Source organism: Limnohabitans sp. DM1 (genome assembly GCF_001269385.1).
Taxonomy (GTDB): Bacteria; Pseudomonadota; Gammaproteobacteria; order Burkholderiales; family Burkholderiaceae_C; genus Limnohabitans_A.
The window spans coordinates 30,638-56,165 of record NZ_CXOO01000026.1; the positions used below are offsets into that span (position 1 = coordinate 30,638).

The window sequence follows — 25,528 nt, forward strand, 5'->3', positions numbered from 1 at the left end:
GGCGATGGTGTCGCCGGGTGTGCCTTTGCCGCTCAGGGTCGGCGTGGTGTCGTTGGTGGTGTTGTCACCCACGGTGCCGCTGTCACTGAGCGGGTCGAGCATGGCTGTGAGGGCGCTCGGGCCTGTGGTGGCGGGGGCTGTGGTGTCGATGGTGACGGCCAGTGGCGCGGCTGCGCTGGTGTTGCCTGCGGGGTCGGTGGCGGTCACGCTCAGGGCGTTGGTGCCTTCGGGCAGCGCTGTGGTGGGTGTGATGGACCATTTGCCTGCCGCGTCAACCACGGCGGTGCCGATGACGTTGCCCAGCAGGTCTTTGATGGTGATGGTGTCACCCGGCGTGGCGCTGCCGCCAGACAGTGTGGGCGTGGTGTCGCTGGTGGTGCTGTCGCCTGTTTTGCCGCTGTCGCTGATGGGGTCGAGCACGGCCGCAGGGGCTGCGGGTGCGGTGGTGTCCACGGTGATGGGCAGCGGGCCGAAGGGGCCAACGTTGCCAGCCGGGTCGGTGGCGTTGACTTGCAGGGCGTTGGGGCCTTCTGCCAGCGGTGTGGTGGGCGTGATGCTCCATTGGCCAGCCGCATCAACGATGGCGGTGCCGATGACGGCGCCACTGGCGTCTTGGATGGTGATGAGGTCACCAAAGGTGCCGGTGCCGGACAGCACGGGGGTGGTGTCGTTGGTGGTGGCGTCGCCTGTTTTGCCGCTGTCGCTGGCTGGGTCGAGCGCGCCTGTGGGGGCCGCTGGCGCGACGCTGTCCACGGTGACGGGCGAGGTGGTGGCCGGGCTGCTGACGCCGCCTACGGTGGCGGTGACGCTGAGCTGGCTCAGGCCTTGCGGCAGGTCGGTGGTGGGGGTGGCCGTCCATGCGCCGTCGGGCTGCACCTCGGCGCTGGCGATGACCACGCCATCGGCATTTTTGATTTCAATCAGGGCGCCCGGGGTGCCGGTGCCGCTCAGGGTGGGGGTGGCGTCGGTGGTGATGCCGTCGCCCTGGGTGCCGGTGTCGGCCACGGCATTGAGGCTGACCACAGGGATGCTGTCGTTGACGCTGAGGGTGGCGGGGTCGGTGGCGACGTTGCCTGCGGCATCGGTCAGGGTGGCGGTGACGGGGTAGGTCTGGCCGCTGGTGAAGGCGCCCAAGGTGCCGCTGGTCGGGGTGGCGGCGTTGGCACCCGTCACATTCAGCGTCCAGTTGCCCAGCGCGTCGGGGGTGACTGTGTAGGTGGCGCCGTTGACGGTGACGGTGAGCACGTCACCGACGGTGTAGCTGGCGGGCACGGTGCCGCTGAGCACCACGCCATCGGGGTTGGCGTTTTGGTCGTTGGCCACCACGCCGGTGGGCACGCTGGTGTCCACGGTGATGGGCAGCGCGGTGGGTTCGCTGGTCTGGCCGGTGGGGTTGGTGGCGGTAACGCTCAGCGCATTGGGGCCTTCAGGCAGCGCAGTGGTGGGCGTGATGCTCCATTGGCCGTTGGCGCCGACGATGGCGGTGCCGACCACGGCGCCGCTGGCGTCTTGGATGGTGATGGTGTCACCGGCGGTGCCGGTGCCCGACAGCACGGGTGTGCTGTCGTTGGTGGTGTTGTCGAGTTTGGTGCCACTGTCGCTGACGGGGTCGAGCACGGCGCCAGGGGCTGCGGGGGCAGGCGGCGTGGTGTCAATCACCAGGGGCAGCGATGCGGGCGCGCTGGTGTTGCCCGCCAGGTCGGTGGCGGTGATGGCCAGGTTGTTGATGCCGTCGGGCAGCGCGGTGGTGGGCGTGGCCGCCCAGGTGCCGTTGGGCTGGACCAAGGCGGTGGCAATGACGTTGCCTTGGGCGTCTTTGACGGTGATGGTGTCACCCGGCGTGCCGCTGCCGGAAAGCGTTGGCGTGTTGTCGTTGGTGGTGTTGTCACCCAGTTTGCCGCTGTCGCTGATGGGGTCGAGCTTGGCCGCTGGGGCGACGGGGCCTGCGGTGTCGACCACGACGGTGACCAGCAGCGGGTTGGTGATGGTGTTGCCCGCCGGGTCGGTGGCGCTGACGCTCAGGGCGTTGTTGCCTTCGGGCAGTGCGGTGCTGGGGGTGATGGACCATGTGCCCGCGGCGTTGACCACGGCGGTGCCGATGACGGCGCCAGTGGCGTCTTTGATGGTGACGGTGTCGCCAGGGGCGCCCGCGCCACTCAAGGTGGGGGTGCTGTCGCTGGTGGTGTTGTCACCCAGGGTGCCGGTGTCGCTGGTGGGGTCGAGTGCGGCGGTCAGCGCGCCTGTGCCGGTGGTGGCGGGGGCGCTGGTGTCGATGGTGATGGGCAAGGTGGCCGGTGCACTGGTGTTGCCTGCGGGGTCTGTGGCGGTGGCGGAGAGGTTGTTCAGGCCCTCGGGCAGCGCGGTGGTGGGTGTGATGGCCCAGGTGCCGTCGGGCGCGACCACGGTGGTGCCCAGCACGGTGCCGTCGGGCGCTTTGAGGGTGATGGTGTCGCCAGGCGTGCCTGTGCCGTCGATGGTGGGGGTGTTGTCGTTGGTGAGTTTGTCGCCCACGGTGGCGCTGTCGCTGGCGTCAGCCAACTTGGCCACGGGAGCGGCGGGGGCCAGGCTGTCGATGACCAGGGGCAGTGTGGCCGGTGGGCTGACGTTGCCAGCCGGGTCGGTGGCCGTGACGGCCAGCGCAATGGGGCCTTCGGGCAGGGCGGTGGCGGGCGTGGCCGCCCAGGTGCCATCGGCTTGCACGGTGGCCGTGGCGATCACGTTGCCCTGTGGGTCTTTCAGGGTGATGGTGTCACCCGGTGTGCCGTTGCCGGTGAGGGTGGGCGTGGTGTCGTTGGTGGTGCCGTCGCCCTTGGCGCCGCTGTCGCTGGTGGCCGCGAGTGTGGCTGTGGGGGCTGCGGGGCCAGCGGTGTCGAGCGTGATGTTGAGCACCAGCGGTGCGCTGGCGGTGGTGTTGCCCGCCGGGTCGGTGGCGGTGATGACCAGCGGGTTGTTGCCGGTGGGCAGCGCGGTGCTGGGCGTGATGGCCCAGGTGCCGTTGGTCAGCACGGTGGCGGTGCCGATCAGATTGCCAGCGGCGTCTTTGATGTTGACGGTGTCGCCGGGCGTGCCGGTGCCGCTCAAAGTGGGTGTGGTGTCGTTGGTGGTTTTGTCACCCAAAGCGCCGCTGTCGCTGGTGGGGTCGAGCACGGCCGTGAGGCCGCCTGCACCACTGGTGGCGGGGGCTGTGGTGTCGATGATGACGGGCAGCGGCGCAGCGGCGCTGGTGTTGCCTGCCGGGTCGGTGGCGGTGACGGTGAGGTCGTTGGGGCCTTCGACCAGCGGTGTGGTGGGCGTGATGGACCATTTGCCAGCGGCGTCGACCACGGCGGTGCCGAGCACGCTGCCGTCGGGCGCCTTGAGGGTGATGGTGTCACCGGCGGTGCCACTGCCGCTCAAAGTGGGCGTGGTGTCGTTGGTGGTTTTGTCGAGCAGGACGCCTGTGTCGCTGATCGGGTCGAGCATGCCGGTGGGGGCTGCAGGGCCTGCGGTGTCAACCACGACGGTGACGAGCAGCGGGTTGGTGATGGTGTTGCCCGCCGGGTCGGTGGCGCTGACGCTCAGGGCGTTGCTGCCTTGGGGCAGCGCGGTGGTGGGCGTGATGGACCATTTGCCCGCTGCATCGACCACGCCGGTGCCGATGACGGCGCCAGTGGCGTCTTTGATGGTGATGGTGTCGCCAGGGGTGCCCGCGCCACTCAAGGTGGGGGTGCTGTCGCTGGTGGTGTTGTCACCGAGCGTGCCGGTGTCGCTGGTGGGGTCGAGTGCGGCGGTCAGCGCGCCTGCGCCGGTGGTGGCGGGGGCTGTGGTGTCGATGGTGATGGGCAGCGCTGTGGGTGCGCTGGTGTTGCCTGCCGGGTCGGTGGCCGTGACGGTCAGCGCAATGGGGCCTTCGGGCAGCGCGGTGGTGGGCGTGGCCGCCCAGGTGCCATCGGCTTGCACGGTGGCCGTGGCGATCACGTTGCCCTGTGGGTCTTTGATGCTGATGGTGTCACCGGGCGTGGCGCCTGCGCCCGAGAGCGTGGGTGTGGTGTCGCTGGTGGTGCTGTCGAGCAGCTTGCCGCTGTCGCTGGTTGGAGCCAGCACGGCAGCCGGGGCGGCTGGGCCAGCGGTGTCGATCGTGATGTTCAGATCCAGCGGTGCGCTGGCGGTGGTGTTGCCCGCCGGGTCGGTGGCGGTGACGACCAGCGGGTTGCTGCCGGTGGGCAGCGCGGTGGTGGGGGTGATGGCCCATTGGCCCGCTGCATCGACCACGGCGGTGCCGATCAGCTTGCCAGTGGCGTCTTTGATGGTGACGGTGTCGCCGGGCGTGCCAGCGCCGCTCAAGGTGGGCGTGGTGTCGTTGGTGGTTTTGTCACCCAGGGTGCCGCTGTCGCTGGTGGGGTCGAGCACGGCGGTCAGCGCGCCTGCCCCGGTGGTGGCGGGGGCTGTGGTGTCGATGGTGATGGGCAGCGCTGTGGGCGCGCTGGTGTTGCCTGCCGGGTCGGTGGCCGTGACGGCCAGCGCAATGGGGCCTTCGGGCAACGCGGTGGTGGGCGTGGCCGCCCAGGTGCCATCGGGTTGAACGGTGGCCGTGGCGATCACGTTGCCCTGTGGGTCTTTCAGGGTGATGGTGTCACCCGGTGTGCCGTTGCCGGTGATGGTGGGTGTGGTGTCGTTGGTGGTGCCGTCGCCTTTTGTGCCGCTGTCGCTGGTGGCAGCGAGCACGGCAGCGGGGGCGGCAGGGCCAGCGGTGTCCAGCGTGATGTTGAGCACCAGCGGTGCGCTGGCGGTGGTGTTGCCCGCCGGGTCGGTGGCGGTGACGACCAAGGGGTTGTTGCCGGTGGGCAGCGCGGTGGTGGGCGTGATGGCCCATTGGCCCGCTGCATCGACCACGGCGGTGCCAATCAAGTTGCCAGTGGCGTCTTTGATGGTGACGGTGTCGCCGGGCGTGCCAGCGCCGCTCAAGGTGGGCGTGGTGTCGTTGGTGGTTTTGTCACCCTGAGCACCGCTGTCGCTGGTGGGGTCGAGCACAGCAGTCAGCGCGCCTGCGCCGGTGGTGGCGGGGGCTGTGGTGTCGATGGTGATGGGCAGCGGCGTGGGCGCGCTGGTGTTGCCAGACGGATCTGTGGCCGTGACGCTCAGGGCAATGGGGCCTTCAGGCAGCGCGGTGGTGGGCGTGACGGCCCAGCTGCCGTTGGCGGCGACCACGGCAGTGCCGATGACCGCGCCTGTGGGGTCTTTGATGGTGATGGTGTCACCGGGCGTGGCGCCTGCGCCGCTCAGGGTGGGCGTGTTGTCGCTGGTGGTGCTGTCGAGTTTTGTGCCGCTGTCGCTGGTGGGGTCGAGCACGGCAGCAGGCGCTGCGGGGGCCGTGGTGTCGATGGTGATGGGCAGCGGCGTGGGGGCGCTGGTGTTGCCTGACGGATCTGTGGCGGTGACGGCCAGGTTGATCAAACCATCTGGCAAGGCGGTAGTGGGCGTGACGGCCCAGGTGCCGTTGGCCGCGACCACGGCGGTGCCGATGACGGCGCCTGTGGGGTCTTTGATGGTGATGGTGTCACCGGGCGTGGCACCCGCGCCGCTGAGCGTGGGCGTGTTGTCGCTGGTGGTGTTGTCGAGCAGCTTGCCGCTGTCGCTGGTCGGGTCGAGCACGGCAGCAGGGGCTGCGGGCGCCGTGGTGTCGATGGTGATGGGCAGCGGCGTGGGCGCGCTGGTGTTGCCAGACGGATCTGTGGCGGTGACGGCCAGGTTGATCAAACCATCTGGCAAGGCGGTGGTGGGCGTGACGGCCCAGGTGCCGTTGGCCGCGACCACGGCGGTGCCGATGACGGCGCCTGTGGGGTCTTTGACGGTGATGGTGTCACCGGGCGTGGCGCCTGCGCCGCTGAGCGTGGGCGTGTTGTCGCTGGTGGTGCTGTCGAGTTTGGTGCCGCTGTCGCTGGTCGGGTCGAGCACGGCTGCAGGGGCAGCGGGCGCTGTGGTGTCGATGGTGATGGGCAGCGGTGTGGGGGCGCTGGTGTTGCCTGACGGATCTGTGGCGGTGACGGCCAGGTTGATCAAACCATCTGGCAAGGCGGTAGTGGGCGTGACGGCCCAGGTGCCGTTGGCCGCGACCACGGCGGTGCCGATGACGGCGCCTGTGGGGTCTTTGATGGTGATGGTGTCACCGGGCGTGGCGCCCGAGCCGCTCAGGGTGGGCGTGTTGTCGCTGGTGGTTTTATCACCCAGGGTGCCGCTGTCGCTGGTGGGGTCGAGCACGGCAGCAGGCGCTGCGGGCGCCGTGGTGTCGATGGTGATGGGCAGCGGCGTGGGCGCGCTGACATTGCCGCTCGGGTCGGTGGCAGTCACAGCCAGGTTGATCAAACCATCTGGCAAGGCGGTAGTGGGCGTGACGGCCCAGGTGCCGTTGGCCGCGACCACGGCGGTGCCGATGACGGCGCCTGTGGGGTCTTTGATGGTGATGGTGTCACCGGGCGTGGCACCCGCGCCGCTGAGCGTGGGCGTGTTGTCGCTGGTGGTGTTGTCGAGCAGCTTGCCGCTGTCGCTGGTCGGGTCGAGCACGGCAGCAGGGGCTGCGGGCGCCGTGGTGTCGATGGTGATGGGCAGCGGCGTGGGCGCGCTGGTGTTGCCAGACGGATCTGTGGCGGTGACGCTCAGGGCAATGGGGCCTTCAGGCAGCGCGGTGGTGGGCGTGACGGCCCAGGTGCCGTTGGCCGCGACCACGGCGGTGCCGATGACGGCGCCTGTGGGGTCTTTGATGGTGATGGTGTCACCGGGCGTGGCGCCTGCGCCGCTGAGCGTGGGCGTGTTGTCGCTGGTGGTGCTGTCGAGTTTTGTGCCGCTGTCGCTGGTGGGGTCGAGCACGGCAGCAGGCGCTGCGGGGGCCGTGGTGTCCACGGTGATGGGCAGCGGGGTGGCGGGGCTGGTCAGACCTTCGGGATCGGTGGCGGTGACGCTGAGGTTGTTCAGGCCTTCGGCCAGGGGGGTGGTGGGCGTGATGGCCCAGTCGCCTTGGGCGTCGACCACGGCGGTGCCGATGACTTGGCCTGTGGGGTTTTTGAGGGTGATGGTGTCGCCGGGGGTACCGGTGCCGGACAGCACAGGGGTGTTGTCGGTGGTGGTGTTGTCGTTGAGTTTGCCGCTGTCGCTGCTCGGGTCGAGCACGGCATCCGGTGCGGCTGGGCCTGTCCCGGCTTCAATGGTGACGGGCAGCGGTGTGGTGGGGCTGACGAAGCCTTCGGGGTCGGTTTGGGTGACGCCGAGGTTGTTCAGGCCCTGTGGCAGAGGGTTGACCGGGGTGGCGTTCCAGGTGCCGTTGGGGGCGACCACGGCGCTGGCAATGACGTTGCCTTCGGGGTCGGTGATGGTGATGGTGTCACCCGGTGTGCCGGTGCCCGTCAGGGTGGGGGTGCTGTCGGTGGTTTTGCCGTCGCCCACGGTGCCGCTGTCGCTGATGAGGGCGATGGCAGCCGTGGGTGCTTCGGGCAATACGTGGACGATGGCGGTGGGCTGGGTCAGGCCGTCTGTGCCGGTGAAGGTGATGGCCTGGCCTGCTGTCGGCATTTGCGCTGTGGTCAGCGGCACGGTGAAGGTGCCGGTGTCGTCAGCCACGGCGGTGGTGGTGCTGCCGTTGGGCAGGGTCACTTTGACGGTGCTGCCGGGCAGCGCAGCGCCGGTGAGCATGGCGCCGGTGGGCGTGATGGTTTGTTCAACGATGGTCACATCACCGAGCAACCAGCGGTTGAGTGGGGTGTCCACGGTGAAGGTGTTTTCCGGGGCGCTGCCGTCGGTGGCGCCTTTGAGGGCTTCCAATGCAACAACACGTCCTTCGTCCATCAGCGCGGCGCCTGCGGCAGTCAGGGTTCCGCCCGGCTGGACCTGGGTTTGCAGGGCATCCAGGCTGGCGTCGATGTTGCCTTGAACGCTGTCAAGGCCGGAGAGTTTGGCCAGCACGAGGCCGTATTTTTCGCCGTCGGTGAGCTCGACGAAACCGTTGGCGTCGTAGCGGTCGCTGGCGGTGAATTCGAAGCTGTTGGTGACGATGGGTTTTGCGGTGATGTCCACACCGTCCATGCCCAGGGCTTTGGCCACGTCGGCGTTGGCGGTGCTGATGGCCGTGACGCTGACGGGGGTGGTGGCGGTGTCGGCCACACCGGCTGTGCGCACGGCCAGTTCGGTGACGGGCGTGATGTACAGCGTCAGGACCGAGTTGAGGGCGTTGGGCACCTCGAAGTTGGGCTGGCCGACTTCGGCCACGCCCAGGGCGCGCAAGGTGGTGTCAAACGATTTGCCTGTGGCGCTGACTTCGTCGATGTAGTTGGTGGCGGTGCCGTTGACGTCCACCACTTTGACCAGAACAGCGCCCCGGTAGTCTTGTTTGTTGGCGAGATCGAGGCGCCAGGTGCCGTCTCCTGCGAGCGTGGTTTGGCCCAGGAGGGCGCCGGTGTTGTCATAGACAAACACGGTGGCGCCGCCCGTGGCGTTGGTGGTGACGGGGTTGCTGTCGAGGCCGGGCGTGAGCAAGGTGACCTCGCTGGTGTCGCTGCCCACGGTGGGTGTGTTGGTGCCGGGGTCGGTCAGAGTGAGGCCACCATCGTTGCTGGCGCCCGGGGGGGGCGCGGTGCCGGTGCCGCTGCTGTCGGTGGTGGGAGTGACCAGACCGGCAAATACGCCCCCCTGGATGATGAGTTTTCCGACGGCGGACTCAATGGTCAGGGGCAGTGCTGTGGGCGCGCTGGTGCTGCCGGCCGGGTTGGTTTCGGTGACGCTGAGGTTGTTCAGGCCCAGGGGCAGCGGGTTGAGCGGGGTGGCTTGCCAGGTGCCGTTGGGCTGCACGGTGGCGGTGGCAATCACATTGCCCTGAGGGTCTTTGACGGTGATGGTGTCACCGGCTGTGCCGGTGCCGCTCAGGGTGGGGGTGGTGTCGGTGGTGGCTTTGTCGCCTTGGGTGCCTGTGTCGCTGGTGGGGTCGAGGATGGCGACGGGCGCTGCAGGTGGCGGCGCAACGGGGGTGGCGCTGATGCTGAAGGAGGCGATGTTGTTGATGTCGGCGCCGTCTTTGTTGGCGTTGCCTGTGGCATCGGTGAATTTGTCACTGGTCACGAACAGCATGCCGCTTTGGGCACCGACTGCGGGCGTGAAGGTGGCGGTGTAAACCAGCGGGTTGGTGGTGCTTTGGGCAAAGCCTGTCAGGGTGCCGCCCATGACGGTGATGTCTGCAAGAGTGAAGTCGCTGGTGGCGTCACTCAGGGTGAAGGTGACGGTGGCGGTGTCGGTGGCAGCCATCAATGATTTGTTGGTGCTGACGATGACGCTGGGGGTGCTGCTGTCGATGGTGACGGGCAGCGGCGCGGAGGGGCTGGTGTTGCCGGCCGGGTCGGTGGCGGTCATGGTGAGGGCGTTGAGGCCTTCGGGCAGCGCGGTGGTGGGCGTGGCGGCCCAGGTGCCGTTGGGGGCGACCACGGCGGTGGCGATGGTGTTGCCCGCAGCATCTTTGACGGTGATGGTGTCGCCAGGGGTGCCGGTGCCGCTCAGGGTGGGGGTGGTGTCCGAGGTGGTTTTGTCACCTTGGATGCCGGTGTCGCTGATGGCGGCCAGTGTGCCTGCGGGGGCAGCGGGGGCCAGGCTGTCGATGGTGACAGGCAGCGCGGTGGGCGCGCTGGTGTTGCCAGCCGGGTCGGTGGCGGTGATGGCCAGGTTGTTCAGGCCCTGTGGCAGGGGGTTGAGTGGTGTGGCCGCCCAGGTGCCGTCGGGGGCCACAGTGGCGCTGGCGATGGTGTTGCCCTGGGGGTCTTTGACGGTGATGAGGTCGCCGGGTGTGCCGGTGCCGGTCAGCGTGGGGGTGGTGTCGGTGGTGATGGTGTCGGTCAACAAGCCGCTGTTGCTGCTGGGTGCCAAGATGGCGCCGGGGGCTGTGGGGGCAGCGCTGTCGATGGTGATGGGCAGCGGCTGGCTGCTGGTGGCACCGCTGGGGCTGGTTTCGACCACGTTGAGGTTGTTCAGGCCTTGGGGCAGTGGGTTGGCCGGGGTGGCTGTCCAGGTGCCGTTGGGAGCCACGGTGGCGGTGGCGATGGTGTTGCCAGCAGCGTCCTTGATGGCGATGGTGTCGCCAGGCGTGCCGGTGCCGGTCAGCGTGGGGGTGGTGTCGTTGGTTTTGCCGTCACCCAGGGTGCCGCTGTCGCTGGTGCTGGCCAGGCTGGCGCTCAGGGGGGTGATGGTGATGCCCGAGCTGATGCTGAAGGACAGGGCGTTGTTGGTGTCGGCGCCGTCGAGGTTGATGTTGCCAGCGGCGTCGCTGAATTTGTTGCTGGTGACCAGCACGGCAGCGCTGCTGGCACCGGCTGCGGGGGTGAAGGTGGCGGTATAGACCAGCGGGTTGGTGGCGCTTTGCGTCAGGCCGCTGATGCTGCCGCCGACGGCGGTGATGTCAGAGGTGGTGAAGTCTGAGCTGGCTTCACTCAAGGTGAAGGTGACGGTGGCGGTTTGGCCGGTGGTGAGCGCTGTGGCGTTGGTGCTGAGCGCAATGGTGGGGGCGCCACTGTCGATGACGATGGGCAGCTGGGCGGTGCTGGTGGCACCGCTGGGGCTGGTGGAGACGACGCTCAGGTTGTTGGGGCCTTGGGGCAGTGGGTTGGCCGGGGTGGCAGACCAGGTGCCGTTGGGCTGCACGGTGGCGGTGGCGATGGTGTTGCCAGCGGCGTCTTTGATGGCGATGGTGTCACCGGGCGTGCCGCTGCCGCTGAGGGTGGGGGTGGTGTCGTTGGTGACGTTGTCGGTGCTCAACCCGCTGTTGCTGATGGGGTTGAGGATGGCGCCCAGGGGCGATGGGGCCACGCTGTCGATGGTGATGGGCAGCGGTGTGGCGGGGCTGGACAGGCCGGCCGGGCTGGTTTCAACCACGCTCAGGTTGTTGAGACCTTGGGGCAGTGCGTTGACCGGGGTAGCCGCCCAGGTGCCGTTGGGCTGCACGGTGGCGGTGGCGATGGTGTTGCCAGCGGCATCTTTGATGGCGATGGTGTTGCCAGGCGTGCCGGTGCCGCTGAGGGTGGGGGTGGTGTCGTTGGTGAGTTGGTCACCTTTGGCGCCGCTGTCGCTGGTGGGGTCGAGGATGGCGGCAGGCGCTGCGGGGGCGACAGGGGTAACAGCCGCGTTGATGCTGAAGCTGGCGAGGTTGTTGAGGTCGGCGCCGTCTTTGTTGAGGTTGCCGGAGGCGTCGGTGAATTTGTCGTTGCCCACGAAGACCATGGCGCTGCGGGCACCGACGGTGGGGGTGAAGGTGGCGGTGTAGACCAGCGGGTTGGTGGCGCTTTGGGCAAAGCCGCTCAGGGTGCCGCCGATGGCGGTGATGTCGGCCACGGTGAAGTCACTGGTGGCGTCAGACAGGGTGAAGGAGATGGTGGTGGCCTCTCCTGCGGCCAGCAGGCCTTTGGGGGCGCTGACGATGACGGTGGGGGCGCCGCTGTCGATGGTGATGGGCAGCGCGGTGGCGGCGCTGGCGAGACCCGTGGGGCCGGTTTCGATGACGCTGAGGTTGTTCAGGCCTTGGGGCAGCGCGGTGCTCGGGGTGGCCATCCAGGTGCCGTTGGGCTGGACCACGGCGGTGGCGATGGTGTTGCCAGCGGCGTCTTTGATGGCGATGGTGTTGCCGGGCGTGCCGGTGCCGGACAAGGTGGGGGTGTTGTCGCTGGTGGTGTTGTCACCTTGTGTGCCGCTGTCGCTGATGGCGTTGAGGATGGCGCCCGGCGCTGCGGGGGCCACGGGCACAACGCCAGTGGCAATGGTGATGGGCAGTGCGGTGGGGGCGCTGGTCAGACCGGCCGGGTTGGTTTCGATGACGCTGAGGTTGTTCAGGCCCACGGGCAGCGGGTTGACGGGCGTGGCCATCCAGGTGCCGTTGGCCGCGACGATGGCGGTGGCAATGACGTTGCCAGCAGCGTCTTTGATGCTGATGGTGTTGCCGGGGGTGCCGGTGCCGCTCAACGTGGGGGTGTTGTCGCTGGTGGTGTTGTCACCTTGTGTGCCGGTGTCGCTGATGGCGTTCAGCATGGCACCGGGGGCTGCGGGCGCCACGGGAACGACTGCGCTTTGGATGGTGAGCGGCAGTGCGGTGGCGGCGCTGGCCAGGCCCGCCGGGTTGGTTTCGATGACGCTGAGGTTGTTCAGGCCTTGGGGCAGCGGGTTGACGGGCGTGGCCATCCAGGTGCCGTTGGCCGCGACGATGGCGGTGGCAATGACGTTGCCAGCAGCGTCTTTGATGGCGATGGTGTTGCCGGGGGTGCCGGTGCCAGACAAGGTGGGGGTGTTGTCGGTGGTGGTGTTGTCACCTTGTGTGCCGCTGTCGCTGATGGCATTGAGGATGGCGCCGGGGGCTGCGGGCGCCACGGGAACTGGGGTGATGGGTGTGCATTGCAGGCCGAAGGACCATGCGTTGTTGGTGTCGGCGCCGTCTTTGTTGAAGTTGCCTGCGGCGTCGGTGAATTTGTCGCTGGCCACGAACATCATGGCGCTCTTGGCGGTGGGTGCGGGGGTGAAGGTGGCGGTATAGACCTTGCCGCTGCCCACGAAGTTGGTCAGCGTGCCGCCCAGCAAGGTGATGTCGGCCAGGCTGAAGTCGGTGCTGTCTTTGCTCAGCACGAAGGTGACGGTGGTGACTTCACCGACGCCGAGCGCGGTTTTGGGGGCGCTGATGGCGATGGTGGGAACGCTGGTGTCGGTGGGCGTGCAGTTGAAGCCCAGCGAGACGGCGTTGTTCAGATCGGCGCCGTCTTGGTTGAAGTTGCCTGCGGCATCGCTGAATTGGCCGCTGCTGACGAGAACCATGGCCCCCATGGTGGTGGCAAAGGGGGTGAAGGTGGCGGTGTAGACCAGAGGGTTGGTGGGGTTGCGCACCAGGTTGCTCATGGTGCCGCCGATGACGGTGATGTCACTCAGGGCGAAGTCGTTGGTGGCTTCGGAGAAGGTGAAGGTGACGGTGGTGCTTTCACCCATCTCCAGCATGGTTTTGTTGCTGCTGATGGCCACCGTGGGGGCGGTGGTGTCGGCAGGTGGCGTGGGGGTGCCCGTACCTGATGGCTGCGCACTGCCGATGCTCAGCGAGACGGTGTTGTTGGATTCGGCACCGTCCTGGTTGTTGTTGCCTGCGGCGTCGCGGAAGGTGTTGCTGCTGACCATGACAGTGCCACTGCTGGCCCCGCTGGTGGGGGTGAAGGTGGCGGTGTAGCTGGTGCCAGAGCCCTGGAAGTTGCTCAGCGTGCCGCCGACCACGGTGACGTCGCCCACGGCAAAGTCTGTGCTGGGTTCGGACAGGCTGAAGCTGATGGTGGCGGTTTCGCCTGTGGCCAGCGTGGTTTTGTTGCTGCTGATGGCCACGGTGGGGGCGATGGTGTCGGGGGTGGTTTCTGGCGGGCAGTTGGTTTTGAGGCTGACGGCGTTGTTCAGGTCTGCGCCGTCTTTGTTGAGGTTGCCTGCGGCGTCGGTGAAGGTGTTGCTGGACACCACGATCATGGCGCTGCTGGCACCGGTGGTGGGGGTGAAGGTGGCGGTGTAGCGGGTGCCCGAGCCCTGGAAGTTGCTGAGCGAGCCACCGTTGACGCTGATGTCGCTCAGGGTGAAGTTGCTGCTGGCTTCAGACAGGGTGAAGGTGATGGTGGCCGTCTGGCCGACCAGCAGGTCAACTTTGTCGGTGCTGACGATGATGGTGGGCGGCGTGACGTCGAGGTTGATCGTGAAGTTGGCGGTGTTGTTGGCGTCTGCGCCATCGGCGTTCTGGTTGCCCGAGGCGTCGGTGAATTTGTTGCTGGCCACGGTGACGCTGCCGCTGATCACACCGCCTGTTGGGGCCTGCAAGCCACCCAAGACGGTCACGTCAAAGGCCGTGAAGGTGGCGGTATAGACCAGGGGGTTGGTGGCGCTTTGGGCAAAACCACTGAGCGTGCCGCCGGAGACGGTGACGTCAGCGGCGGTGAAGTTGCTGGAGAGTTCGCTCAGGGTGAAGGTGATGAGGGCGGACTGCCCTCCTGCCAAGGTGGCTTTGTCTGCGGTGACCGCAATCGTGGGTGGGGTGGTGTCGATCTTGCACTGGATGGCGATCGAGGCCATGTTGTTGAGCTCCATGCCGTCCTGGTTGAAGTTGCCTGCGGCGTCGGTGAAGCTTTCGCTGGCAATGAAGAGGGCCGCGCTCAGGGCGTTGGCGTTGGGCGTGAAGGTGGCGGTGTAGACGAGCGGGTTGGTGGCGCTTTGCATCCAGCCGCTGAGCGTGCCGCCGATGACGGTGACGTCGCTTTGCGTGAAGTTGCTGCTGGCTTCAGACAGGGTGAAGGTGATGAGGTCGGTTTCACCAGGGCTCACGCGGGTTTTGGTGTTGCTGATCATCACGCTGGGGGCGGTGCTGTCTGCGGGGGCGTTGGTGTTGCACAGCAGGCCGATGCTGAACGACGCGGCGTTGTTGGCGTCTGCGCCGTCTTTGTTGAGCGTGCCTGTGGCGTTGCTGAAGGTGTCGCTGCCGACCATGACGAAGGCGCTGGAGACGTTGGCGCTGGGCGTGAAGGTGGCTGAATAGCTGGTGCCCGAGCCGGTGAAGTTGCTGAGCGTGCCACCAATGGCCGTCACGTCAGAGGCTGTGAAGTTGGTGCTGGCTTGGGACAGGGTGAACGACAGGGTGGCGGTTTCGCCCATGGCCAGCTTGTTTTTGCTGGCAGCAATGGCGATGAAGGGGTTGGTGCTGTCGTTCATGGCTGTGTTTCCTGCTGCTGTTGTTGTGTTGCTTGCGCTGTTGGTGACGCTGGGGGTGTTGGTGGGGACGACTGTGGTGCGGGGTGTCATCGCGGGGCTGTCTGTGGTGTCTGTTGTGGGGACCATGGTGTTCATCGCAATCAGGTCGTTCAGGCTGGGCAAGGTGGTGTTGCGCAGGATGGAGGGGTCAAACGGGACAGGGGTGTTGGGCAGCACGGGCCACAGGGCGTCGGTGCTGAAGGTGCTGAGCAGCGCGTCGTTGGGCGAGGCATTTTGGAAAGTGGTGATGAGCGCGGGGTCGCTTTGTTGCGCTTGCAAGGTGGAGATGACGTGGTCGGCAAAGCCCAGCCACTGCACCATGAGGGCGCTGGTTTTGTCGGCCCCCAGCTGCACCAGGGCCTGCGCGGTGTCGGGCTTGGCCAACAAGAGTGCGGGCATGGCAGCGGCCAGTTCGTTGGCCGCGACGTCCAGCAGTTCTTGCACGGCCTGTTTCGGGTCCATGCCCGGCTGAGCGCCCAGCATGACGATGTGAGCACTGAGCGATTTGCGGATGGCCGCGTCCAGCATCAGGCTTTGCCCGGCTTGGAGCAAGGTGTTGGCCGCCGCCAAATCCGCGCCCGCGAGGGTGAGGGGCTGTGTTGTATATGCGCCTAATTCAAGCGTGATGTTGTGGCTGTTGATCGTCATGGCCGTCCTGTGGTGGTGGTCATTGCTTGTTTTCTTGTTATTGCGGTCATGACTGTTTTGGTCTGCAGTTCAAGCGCTGCGCATTGCCCCCTTGCATGGCTCGAAAAACCCCGCAAACCGACGCGCCAAAGCACCGCACTTCCTTCTGTAGAAGGCCGTGCGGTGCCCCGCTGGTGATGGCATCCGAAATTCACTTTTCACTCATGATTTCGGCGCTTTAAAGCCGGTTTTCGTCATATTTATCGGTTTCAAATTTGATTGGTTTTTGATATTTTTACCAATTCAAACATGAAGATATCGTCAAAAACGAAAACAAATAACCCCCAATTGGGGTGCTCCTAATTTTTTCTGCTTTTTTGTGCGATTTTTGATTTGTTATCAAATTTAAGGTGACGCAGGACCCGGGGCCTTTGGTATTGGTATTTGTATTTGTAGGTCGGCGGCTTCAGCCCCGACACGCTTGTGCGCCCAGGCCAACACAGAGCAGACGCTTGATTTTCAGGACGAGCGGACGTCAGGTGAGCAGTGCAGCTTGGTATTGAGTTCGTCGACCACAGGCGCCCAAGCGGCATCCAGCACCAAGGCCTCACGCAGAAAGCTGGCCTGCGAAGGCGTCCAAAAGGGCGCGTCGTGCAAGCAGGTGGTGCCGTCCATGATCATATGCGTGGCAATGAAGCGGTCGATACTGGCGTCATCATTGGCCTCACCCAGTTGCGCAAACAGGGTATGCATGTTCTTTTCAATCAGTTCCATGGTCAATCCTTGCTACAGGTGTGCGCATTGCCGTACCTTGATGGACAACTGCGGCCGGGCAGTCATGACTGAAAATTGGCAGCCAGCTCAGGACTCGCCCAGATGCTACGGCGCTGACCACCGCAGCCGTGGCCAAGCTCGAGGCATGCCTGTGCCACCCGTTTCACAGCGTCTTGCGCTGCACATGCTTTCGCACCCAAGCCACATACTGATCCACCCATCCCTGCACAAAGCCCAGACTGGCGGCACCGATGTGACCATCTTCTGTCAAGAAGCCTTCTTTGGCGTGGATAAAGGCTTCAGGTTGCCCCATCGTGGGCACATTCAGATAGGCCAGAATATTGCGCAAATGCTGCTGCGCCAGTGCCGTGCCCAGGACACCCACAGAGGCTCCGAGCACGCCTGCTGGTTTGCCGTCCCACACGCTTTGGCCATAGGGGCGTGATGCATGGTCAATCAGGTTTTTCAGCACACCGGGAATCGAACGGTTGTATTCCGGTGTGACAAACAACAGGCCATGCGCCGACTGGATTTGCGACTTCACACGCAAGACCGAAGCGGCCTGGTGGTCGTCATCGTCTTGGTTGTATGGCGGCAAGTCATCGAATTTGACCTGAGTGAAACTGAAGTCAGTCGGCGCCAATTGGACCAAGGCATCAGCCAACTTTTGATTGAGCGAATCGCGACGAAGGCTGCCGACAATGACGGCAATGTAGAGGGTGTTCATGGAGAGGTCCTGTGCCATGCAATCGGACGGCTTACATGCCGCTGAGCAGACTGGCCAAATCGTCGGCATGCTCCTCTTCCACGGCGAGGATGCGCTTGAGCATGTCGCTGGTGGTGGAGTCTTTATCGCCAATGCTTTGGATGGTCTCGCGGTAGCTGTGAATGGCGATGCGTTCGGCCACCAGGTTTTCGCGGATCATGTCCTCCAAGTCGGCGCCGACTTTGTATTCGGCATGACTTTGATCTTCCAGATTTTGCGGCGCAAAGTCAGGTTCACCCCCCAGCTGCACGATGCGCGCAGCCAGGCTGTCGGCGTGGGCCAGTTCCTCGTTGGAATGCGCCAAAAATTCATCAGCCACTGCACGGGAGTGGATACCCCTGGCCATGAAGTAATGGCGCCGATAACGCAACACACACACCAACTCTGTGGCCAGCGACTGGTTGAGTTGTTTGAGCAACTCAAGACGGTCGGCTTCGTAATCTGCCGTCACGGCACCTTGCTCAAGATGTTTGCGGGCCTCGCGGCGCATGTCCTTGATCTCGGTGATATTGGATTTATTCGACATGATCTTCTCGCTGAGTAAAAGCCTCACTCTGCAACAGAGCGTTCATAGGCACCGTGCGGCAGCGAACCGACTTGCAGTTTGAGCAATGCGCCAATGACATCATGCAAACCCCAAAACCTGCCCCTGATTTAGGCACCGAAACACCGACGCCCGAGCGTGATCAGCCTGGTCAAGCCCCAGTGACCCCGCAAGAGCCCGATTTTCCAGAGCGCCATGATGACCCTGAACAAGCTGAGGAGCTGGAGCGCCAGCAAGACGCATGAGGGCCACCCGCACAGAATCCGATAGCTTCGGCGCACTGGAGATTGCAGCCGATGCACTTTGGGGTGTGCACACCGAGCGCAGCTTGCGCTTTTTCAATATCGGCACGCAGCGCATGCCGCTGGAAATCATCCACGCGATGGCGCACATCAAGGCGGCGGCGGCCACAGTCAACGCGCAGCTGGGCCTGCTTGATGAGACCCAGGCATTGGCCATCACGGCGGCCGCTCAGCGCATTACCGCAGCGCAACTCGATCACGCCTTTCCCCTCTCGGTGTGGCAAACCGGCTCCGGCACGCAAAGTCACATGAATGTGAACGAAGTCATCGCCACACTCGCCAAACAAGCCGGAGTGACCGTGCACGCAAACGACGATGTCAACCTGGGCCAGTCATCCAACGATGTCTTTCCCTCGGCCATGCATATCGCCGTGCTACAACTGACTCACAGCAAGCTTTTGCCTGCGCTCAATGCTTTGCATGAAGCCTGGCTGGAAAAAGCCGTGGCCTTCAAGGATCTGGCCAAAGTGGGTCGCACACATTTGCAAGATGCCGTCCCCATCACACTGGGTCAGGAATTCAGTGGCTATGCAGCGCAACTGGCCCTGTGTCAGGACAGCATTCACCATGCCTTGGACGGGGTGTGTGCGCTGGCCATAGGCGCAACGGCCGTGGGCACGGGTCTGAATACGCATCCGGAATTTGGCAGCCGCGTGGCCAGTTTGCTGGCCACACAACTTCGCCTGCCACTGCGCCAGTCCAGCAATTTGTTTGCAGCCTTGGCCGGACATGAAGCGCTGGTGGCGCTGCATGGCAGCCTGCGCATGCTGGCCATCGCTTTGAACAAAATCGGCAACGACATCCGCCTCATGGGCAGCGGCCCACGCGCAGGCCTGGGTGAGCTGCTGCTGCCGCAAAATGAAGCCGGCAGTTCCATCATGCCGGGCAAAGTCAACCCGACCCAAGTCGAAGCCCTGTGCATGGTCTGCGCTCAAGTCATGGGGCATGACGTGGCGATTGGCATTGCAGCCAGCCAAGGCCAGCTGGAACTGAACGTCTACAAACCCTTGATCGCCATGAATGTGCTCGACAGCATCCGGTTGCTGGCCGATGCCATGCACAGTTTCAACGTGCATTGCTTGGCAGGCCTGAAAGCCAACATGCCACAACTGGCCCATAACCTGGAGAGGTCACTGATGCTGGTCACCGCCTTGAGCCCCCATATCGGCTACGACCGCGCGGCACAGATTGCCAAGCTGGCCCAGCAAGAAGGCACCACGCTTCGCGAGACTGCGCTCCAGTTGGGCGCGGTCACGGCGCAGCAGTTTGATGAATGGGTCGATCCGCGCGGCATGTTGTAAAGAACCCCTGGCAATAGCCCACACACAGAAGACGTCGTTTTCGTGCGCCAATAAAGACCAACAAAGTGACCTAAGCTTTTGCTTTTATCCATAAACAAAAAACCCCGCTGAATAATTGCATTCAGCGGGGTATGTTTGGCGGAAACGGAGGGATTCGAACCCTCGATGAGGCTCTACACCCCATACTCCCTTAGCAGGGGAGCACCTTCGGCCACTCGGTCACGTTTCCAGCAGGTCAAATTATAGCTCAGGCTTGGTCCAAGTCGAAGGCTTTGTGCAAGGCGCGCACTGCCAATTCCATGTATTTTTCATCGATCACGACCGAGGTCTTGATTTCCGAGGTGGAGATCATCTGGATGTTGATGCCCTCTTCGCTCAGGCTGCGGAACATCTTGCTGGCCACGCCCACATGGCTGCGCATGCCGATGCCGACGATGGACACCTTGCAGATCTTGGCGTCACCCGCCACTTCGGCGGCGCCCAGTGCGGGCAAGACTTTTTCCTTCAAAAGATCAATGGTCTTGGCATAGTCATTGCGGTGCACGGTGAAGCTGAAGTCGGTCTTGCCGTCTTTGCTCAGGTTCTGGATGATCACGTCCACTTCGATGTTGGCATCGGCCACAGCGCCCAGAATTTGGTAGGCGATGCCGGGCTTGTCGGGCACGCCCAACACGGAGATTTTGGCTTCGTCGCGGTTGAATGCGATGCCGGAAACGACGGCTTGTTCCATTTGTTCGTCTTCCTCAAAAGTGATCAGGGTGCCGGATGCGGCTTCTTCATTGATGTCGATGTCCCAGGGCGTGAAGCTCGACAGCACGCGCATGGGCACTTTGTATTTGCCCGCAAACTCCACCGAGCGGATTTGCAGGACTTTGGAGCCGAGCGATGCCATCTCGAGCATTTCTTCAAAGCTGACAGTGTGCAGGCGGCGCGCTTCGGGAACCACGCGGGGGTCAGTGGTGTAGACGCCGTCCACATCGGTGTAGATCAGGCATTCGTCGGCCTTGAGGGCAGCAGCCACGGCCACAGCCGAGGTGTCAGAGCCGCCACGGCCGAGCGTGGTGATGTTTCCGTTGTCGTCCACGCCCTGAAAGCCCGTGATGATCACGACTTTGCCCGCATTCAGGTCACCGCGCACGCGCGCATCGTCAATCGATTCGATGCGGGCTTTGGTGAAGGCACTGTTGGTCTTGATGGCCACTTGCCAGCCCGCGTAGCTGACCGAAGGCTGGCCTTCAGATTGCAGCGCAATGGCCAACAAGGCCGACGAAGCCTGCTCGCCCGTAGAGGCCAGCATGTCGAGTTCGCGGCTGTAGGCATCGCCGGGTTTGGCGGGGGCCAGATCTTTGGCCAGTCCAAGCAGGCGGTTGGTTTCGCCGCTCATGGCGCTGGGCACCACCACGATCTGGTGGCCAGCACGGGCCCATTTGGCCACGCGCTTGGCGACATTGCGGATGCGCTCGGTCGAGCCCATCGAGGTGCCGCCGTATTTGTGAACGATCAAAGCCATGTGTCGTTTATGAATAGAGGATGACAGCGGGTGCACGCCTTCAAAGCCCGCACCGCAAAAATTTGAGAGGGCTTTGGCCCCAGCAAAACCCAAAGATTGTAGCAACCGCACACACAGATTTTGCTGACAAACCATGACCCCGGCAATCAAGTTGCATGCCAAACCAGAAAGGCCTCCTCTCGCCTGACAAAGCCCTGCCCCACTTTCAGGTGCAGGCGATGGCCCCGGGTGGTGCATGCGGCCACCTGGTCGAGCAGTTCATGGAGCTGGGCCGTGCTGGGGGTAGTGGCATGTTGACTGCGCAGCCAGTGGCGCAGCACCAAAGCCTGGCGCGGGCGACTGAGCAACTGCAAGGCGGCAATGCGCGGCGGCACGCCCAAGAGTACCAAGTCTTGCTCCGCCACCTCGTTCAAAACCTCTTGGGCCTGCGCCGCATGGGCAGCGCTGCGGGCAAAGGTGTCGCGAAAAGCAGGCAGGGCTTCGGCCAGTGCAGGCAGCACTTGCGCTCGGATGCGGTTGCGCGTGAATTGCGTACAGGTGTTGCTGGGGTCTTCGATCCAGGCTTGGCCTTGCGTGGTCAGCCACTGGCGCAAAACGGCACCTGGCACTGCCAACAAAGGCCGATGCCAATGCAGGCCCAGCCGCTGCCAGTTCGCAGGCATGCTGGCCAGCCCCGGCAAACCGGCACCACGAGACAAGGCAATCAGCAAAGTCTCCACTTGGTCGTCTGCATGTTGGGCAAGCGCAATGTCCCGGACCTCGGGCCATTCGGTATGCACCGCTTCGGCAAGCGCCTGGTAACGGGCTTTGCGGGCCGCGTCTTCGGGGCTTTGCCCGGGGACATTTGCGGCCTGAACCCGACGCACAGCCAGGGGCACCTTCATTTGCTGGCAAAGCGCCTGGCAATGGCGCTCGAAATCATCGGCGGCCGCTTGCAGGCCATGGTGGATATGCACCGCCCTCACCAGCCCCGGCCAGCGCTGAGCGCAGGCCAACAACAAGGCGGTGGAATCAGCCCCGCCGCTGTAGGCCACCGCAAAAGGAAGGCCTGGGCTGAATGCAGCCAGGGCCTGTTCCAGGGATTGCGCCATGTGTGCAGCCCGAAGGCTCAGCTCAGCGTTTACTTGCCCGCTTTGGTGTCGGTGAAGCGCCCATAGCTGTTCAGGCGCTCATACCGACGCTCTTGAAGTTCTTTGGGCTTAAGGTCGGCCAATTGGCGCCAGGCGTCGCCCAAGGCACGTTTGAGGAAAGAGACCATTTGCGCGGGGTCTCGGTGTGCGCCGCCCACAGGCTCGTTGACGATTTTGTCCACCAGACCCAAAGCCTTGAGGCGGTGCGCCGTGATGCCCAAAGCCTCAGCAGCCACCTCGGCTTTTTCGCTGGTTTTCCACAAGATGGAAGCGCAGCCTTCCGGGCTGATCACCGAATAAACGGAATACTGCAGCATCAGCACCTGATCGGCCACCGAAATGGCCAGCGCTCCGCCGGAGCCGCCTTCGCCAATGATGGTGGTGATGATGGGCACCTCCAGCTGGGCCATCTCGAAGATGTTGCGGCCAATGGCTTCGGACTGGCCACGCTCTTCTGCGTCGATGCCGGGGTAGGCACCGGGCGTGTCCACAAAAGTGAACACGGGCAGTTTGAATTTTTCAGCTGTCTTCATGAGCCGCAAGGCTTTGCGGTAGCCCTCGGGCTTGCTCATGCCGAAGTTGCGCAGGGCGCGCTCTTTGGTGTCTCGGCCTTTTTGCTGCCCCAGCACCATGCAAGCCTGGCCATTGAAACGCGCCAGCCCACCCACGATGGACAAGTCATCGGCAAAGTGACGATCCCCGTGCATCTCGACAAAGTCGGTGAAGATGCCGTTGATGTAGTCCAGCGTGTAAGGGCGCTCGGGATGGCGCGAGATTTTGGTGACCTGCCAGGGAGTCAGGTCACTGTAGATGTCTTTGGTCAGTTGCTGGCTTTTCTTGCTCAGCTGGTCAATTTCAAGGGTGATGTCCACCGCCGATTCGCTTTGCACATAGCGCAGCTCTTCGATCTTGGCTTCGAGTTCGGCAACGGGTTGCTCGAAGTCGAGAAATGTTCTTTTGGCCAAGTTTTACTCCTCAGTTAATCATCTCAAGGGCAGCTGCCCCAAGTTCAATACGCCACCGGCACGGGGTCCAGCGAGCGCCAAATATACCAAGTTGCCACGGTGCAATAGGGGCTCCAGGCCTGGGCCACTTCGCGGGCATCGCTGCGGCTGACGGGTTCACCCGAAAAATAGTTCTGGCTGATGCCATTGATCAGACCCACATCGTCGAGCGGCAACACATTCGGACGCATCAGGTGAAAGATCAGGAACATCTCGGCCGTCCAGCGGCCAATGCCACGGATGGCCACCAGCTCATCAATGATGGCCTCGTCGTCCATTTCTTGCCAATTTTTGACATGCACCGTGCCCGAGCTGAAGTGCACAGCCAGATCCACCAGGTACTCGACCTTGCGTGCCGACAAACCGGCCGCGCGCATGTCGTCCACCTTGAGCTTGAGCACGCCCGCAGGCGTCAATTTCTTGGACAGGACCGTAAAGCGGTCCCAGACCGACTGCGCGGCCTTGACGGAGATTTGCTGGCCCACGATGGAGCGCGCCAGCGTGACAAAAGCATCACCACGCGTCTCCAGAATGGCGCTGCCAAACTGGGGGATGAGTTTTTTCATCACCCGGTCTTTTTTGGACAAGTGGGTACACGCTTGCGCCCAATAGTCGGGCGTGACCGGGGTCACAGCAGTGGCGACAGCACTCACTGAGCGGCCTCCCAGGTCGTGCCGCTTGCGGAGTCCTTGAGCACGATGCCTTGGGCCAGCAAGTCGTTGCGGATGCGGTCGGCCTCGGCAAAGTTCTTGGCTTTCTTGGCATCGGCACGGGCCTGAATGTTCGCCTGAATGGCCGCTTCATCGAGACCGGCACCGGCTTGCAAATAGGTGGTGGGATCGGTTTGCAGCAAGCCCAGCACACCGCCCAGCGCCTTGAGCAAGCCTGCGCGTTCGGCAGACTGGCTGCGGTTGACCTCGCTGGCCAGCTCAAACAGGACAGACACCGCTTCGGGCGTGCCAAAGTCTTCGTCCATGGCGGCCTTGAAGCGGGCCGCCATCGGCTCTGTCCAATCCATCTGCACCGGGGCAGGCGGCACAGCCTGCAGTGCGGTGTAGAGGCGCTTCAAAGCGCCTTTGGCATCGTTCAAATGCACATCGCTGTAATTGAGCGGGCTGCGGTAGTGGCTGCGCACCACGAAAAAGCGCACGGTTTCGGCGTCAAATTCCTTGAGCACATCGCGGATGGTGAAGAAGTTGCCCAGGCTCTTGGACATCTTTTCGTTGTCCACATTGATGAAACCGTTGTGCATCCAAAAGCGTGCCAAGAGCTTGCCGCTTGCGCCTTCGCTTTGCGCGATTTCGTTTTCATGGTGAGGAAACTGCAAATCTGCGCCGCCGCCGTGGATGTCGAAGGTCTCACCCAAGAGCTGGCAGCTCATGGCCGAGCATTCAATGTGCCAGCCCGGGCGACCCATGCCAAATTCGCTGTCCCATTTGCAATCTTCGGGCTCGGAGGGCTTGGCCGACTTCCAGAGCACGAAGTCCAGCGGGTCGTGTTTGCCGCCCTCTTCGGTGTTGACCGCCACACGCTCGCCCGCATTCAACTCGTCCAGCGACTTGCCCGACAGCTTGCCGTAGCCCGGAAATTTGCGCACAGCGTAGTTGACATCGCCATTGCCTGCGCGATAGGCCAGGCCCTTTTGCTCCAGGGTGTGGATCATGCCCAGCATCTGGGGCACGTAATCGGTGGCCCGGGGCTCGAATTGGGGGCGCTCGATGCCCAAGGCGTCGGCGTCCTGGTGCAGCGCGTCGATCATGCGGTCGGTCAGGCTGCGGATGGTCTCGCCGTTGTCCAAGGCCCGTTTGATGATCTTGTCGTCGATGTCGGTGATGTTGCGCACATACGTCACATTCAGGCCGCTGGCCTTGAGCCAGCGCTGCACCACGTCAAACGCGATCATCGAGCGGGCATGGCCCAAATGGCAAAGGTCGTACACCGTCATGCCGCAAACGTACATGCGCACATGGCCAGGCTCAATGGGCAAAAACTCGGAAACACTGCGGGTCAGTGTGTTGAAAATGCGCAGACTCATGTCAAAACAAGGTTCGGAATATAAAAACCATCACAGCAGCCCATCAGCCACACAGGCAGGCCATTCAGCAAAAATCACAGGGGATGGGGCTCAAAACGGATACCAAGAGGGTGCGCTCCAGACGCTGTGACACCCACTGTTGTGCAGCTTGGGGGCATTCGGGCCTCCGCTACAATGACCTTCCAGTATATCCCCGACAGGTGGCCTCAACACCTGAATCGCCCACCGCCCCGATCCGTCCTGATCACGCCTTCGACCCATTCCCTGCATGCGCCTGCTCAATTTGCTCATCTTGTTTTGTGGCTTGTGGTCGCTCAGTGCATTGGCTCGGGCCGACATCTACACCGATGTGAACCGATTGATCCAGTCTGAAAGCTGGGACAAAGCGCTCGAGCAGGCTCAATCGCGCCTGAAAACCGCCCCCACAGACCCGCAAATGCGACTTCTGCTCAGCCGCATCCAGGACGGACAAGGCCAAACCGATGAGGCGTTGGACACCTTGCAAGCCCTGACGCAAAACTTTCCCGAATTGCCAGAACCGCACAACAATCTGGCCGCATTGCTGGTGCGGCAAAACCGGTACACCGAAGCCTTGACGGCCTTGCAAGCGGCCATTCTGGCCCGGCCCGATTACGCCATCGCCCTGGAAAATCTGGGTGATGTGCATGTTGCACTGGCCCGCGAGGCCTATGCCAACGCCCTCAAAGCAACACCGGCGCAAACGCGTATCCAAAACAAACAATTGACGCTCGATCAACTGATCAAAAACGCCGCCCCTTGACGGGCA

The 25,528-nt window shown here is 63.8% G+C and carries 12 protein-coding genes and 1 tRNA gene (1 of these 13 only partly in view); 3 read left to right on the forward strand and 10 right to left on the reverse strand.

Annotation, left to right across the window (positions count from 1 at the left end; genetic code table 11):
* From AMM33_RS22420 to AMM33_RS10090, 4 genes are all read right to left on the reverse strand, one after another.
* Nucleotides 1-15,396 carry the 5' end (the start) of an Ig-like domain-containing protein gene (locus AMM33_RS22420; RefSeq protein WP_090140947.1) on the reverse strand. Its footprint begins 18,648 nt before the window's first position, so the window shows 15,396 of its 34,044 coding nt (coding positions 1-15,396); its start codon is at nt 15,394-15,396; the stop codon falls past the left edge of the window.
* Between the two features lie 498 nt (nt 15,397-15,894).
* Nucleotides 15,895-16,149, reverse strand: a complete 255-nt coding sequence (locus AMM33_RS10080; RefSeq protein ID WP_090140950.1) for a DUF2789 domain-containing protein — start codon at nt 16,147-16,149, stop codon at nt 15,895-15,897.
* A gap of 163 nt (nt 16,150-16,312) precedes the next feature.
* Nucleotides 16,313-16,876 (reverse strand): NADPH-dependent FMN reductase, encoded by a 564-nt coding sequence (locus AMM33_RS10085; RefSeq protein WP_090140952.1) that lies wholly within the window; start codon nt 16,874-16,876, stop codon nt 16,313-16,315.
* 31 nt (nt 16,877-16,907) lie between these two features.
* Complete coding sequence (locus tag AMM33_RS10090; protein WP_090140953.1) at nt 16,908-17,441, reverse strand: ferritin-like domain-containing protein; 534 nt, start codon at nt 17,439-17,441, stop codon at nt 16,908-16,910.
* Between the two features lie 101 nt (nt 17,442-17,542).
* Between AMM33_RS10090 and AMM33_RS10095 the strand changes: the two genes are divergently transcribed.
* Nucleotides 17,543-17,704, forward strand: coding sequence for a hypothetical protein (locus tag AMM33_RS10095; protein ID WP_194945370.1), 162 nt, complete (start codon nt 17,543-17,545; stop codon nt 17,702-17,704).
* Nucleotides 17,701-19,062, forward strand: a complete 1,362-nt coding sequence (locus AMM33_RS10100; RefSeq protein WP_090140956.1) for a class II fumarate hydratase — start codon at nt 17,701-17,703, stop codon at nt 19,060-19,062. The genes AMM33_RS10095 and AMM33_RS10100 overlap by 4 nt, the downstream gene beginning before the upstream one ends.
* Nucleotides 19,063-19,198: 136 nt before the next feature.
* On the opposite strand, the gene AMM33_RS10105 is transcribed toward AMM33_RS10100, so the two are convergent.
* The 6 genes from AMM33_RS10105 to cysS all read right to left on the reverse strand — a co-directional run bounded on the left by AMM33_RS10105 (nt 19,199) and on the right by cysS (nt 24,741).
* Nucleotides 19,199-19,291: transfer RNA gene (locus AMM33_RS10105), tRNA-Ser, on the reverse strand.
* A gap of 18 nt (nt 19,292-19,309) precedes the next feature.
* Nucleotides 19,310-20,572 carry an aspartate kinase gene (locus tag AMM33_RS10110; RefSeq protein WP_090140958.1) on the reverse strand — a complete coding sequence of 421 codons (1,263 nt, stop codon included), beginning with the start codon at nt 20,570-20,572 and terminating at the stop codon, nt 19,310-19,312.
* Nucleotides 20,573-20,718: 146 nt separating this feature from the next.
* Nucleotides 20,719-21,663 (reverse strand): tRNA lysidine(34) synthetase TilS, encoded by a 945-nt coding sequence (gene tilS / locus AMM33_RS10115; RefSeq protein ID WP_090140961.1) that lies wholly within the window; start codon nt 21,661-21,663, stop codon nt 20,719-20,721.
* A gap of 29 nt (nt 21,664-21,692) precedes the next feature.
* Nucleotides 21,693-22,667, reverse strand: a complete 975-nt coding sequence (locus AMM33_RS10120; RefSeq protein WP_090140962.1) for an acetyl-CoA carboxylase carboxyltransferase subunit alpha — start codon at nt 22,665-22,667, stop codon at nt 21,693-21,695.
* A 44-nt stretch (nt 22,668-22,711) separates the two neighbouring features.
* Entirely contained in the window at nt 22,712-23,359 is a 648-nt protein-coding gene (locus AMM33_RS10125; RefSeq protein ID WP_090140964.1) for a DNA-3-methyladenine glycosylase family protein, read from the reverse strand.
* The gene (gene cysS, locus AMM33_RS10130) at nt 23,356-24,741 is read right to left on the reverse strand and encodes a cysteine--tRNA ligase (RefSeq protein ID WP_090140965.1); all 1,386 of its coding nucleotides are present in this window, start codon (nt 24,739-24,741) and stop codon (nt 23,356-23,358) included. Before cysS ends, AMM33_RS10125 begins: the two co-directional genes overlap by 4 nt.
* Nucleotides 24,742-25,009: 268 nt before the next feature.
* On the opposite strand from cysS, the gene AMM33_RS10135 reads away from it, so the two are divergent.
* Nucleotides 25,010-25,522, forward strand: a complete 513-nt coding sequence (locus AMM33_RS10135) for a tetratricopeptide repeat protein (protein ID WP_090140967.1) — start codon at nt 25,010-25,012, stop codon at nt 25,520-25,522.
* The last annotated feature ends 6 nt before the right edge of the window (nt 25,523-25,528 follow it).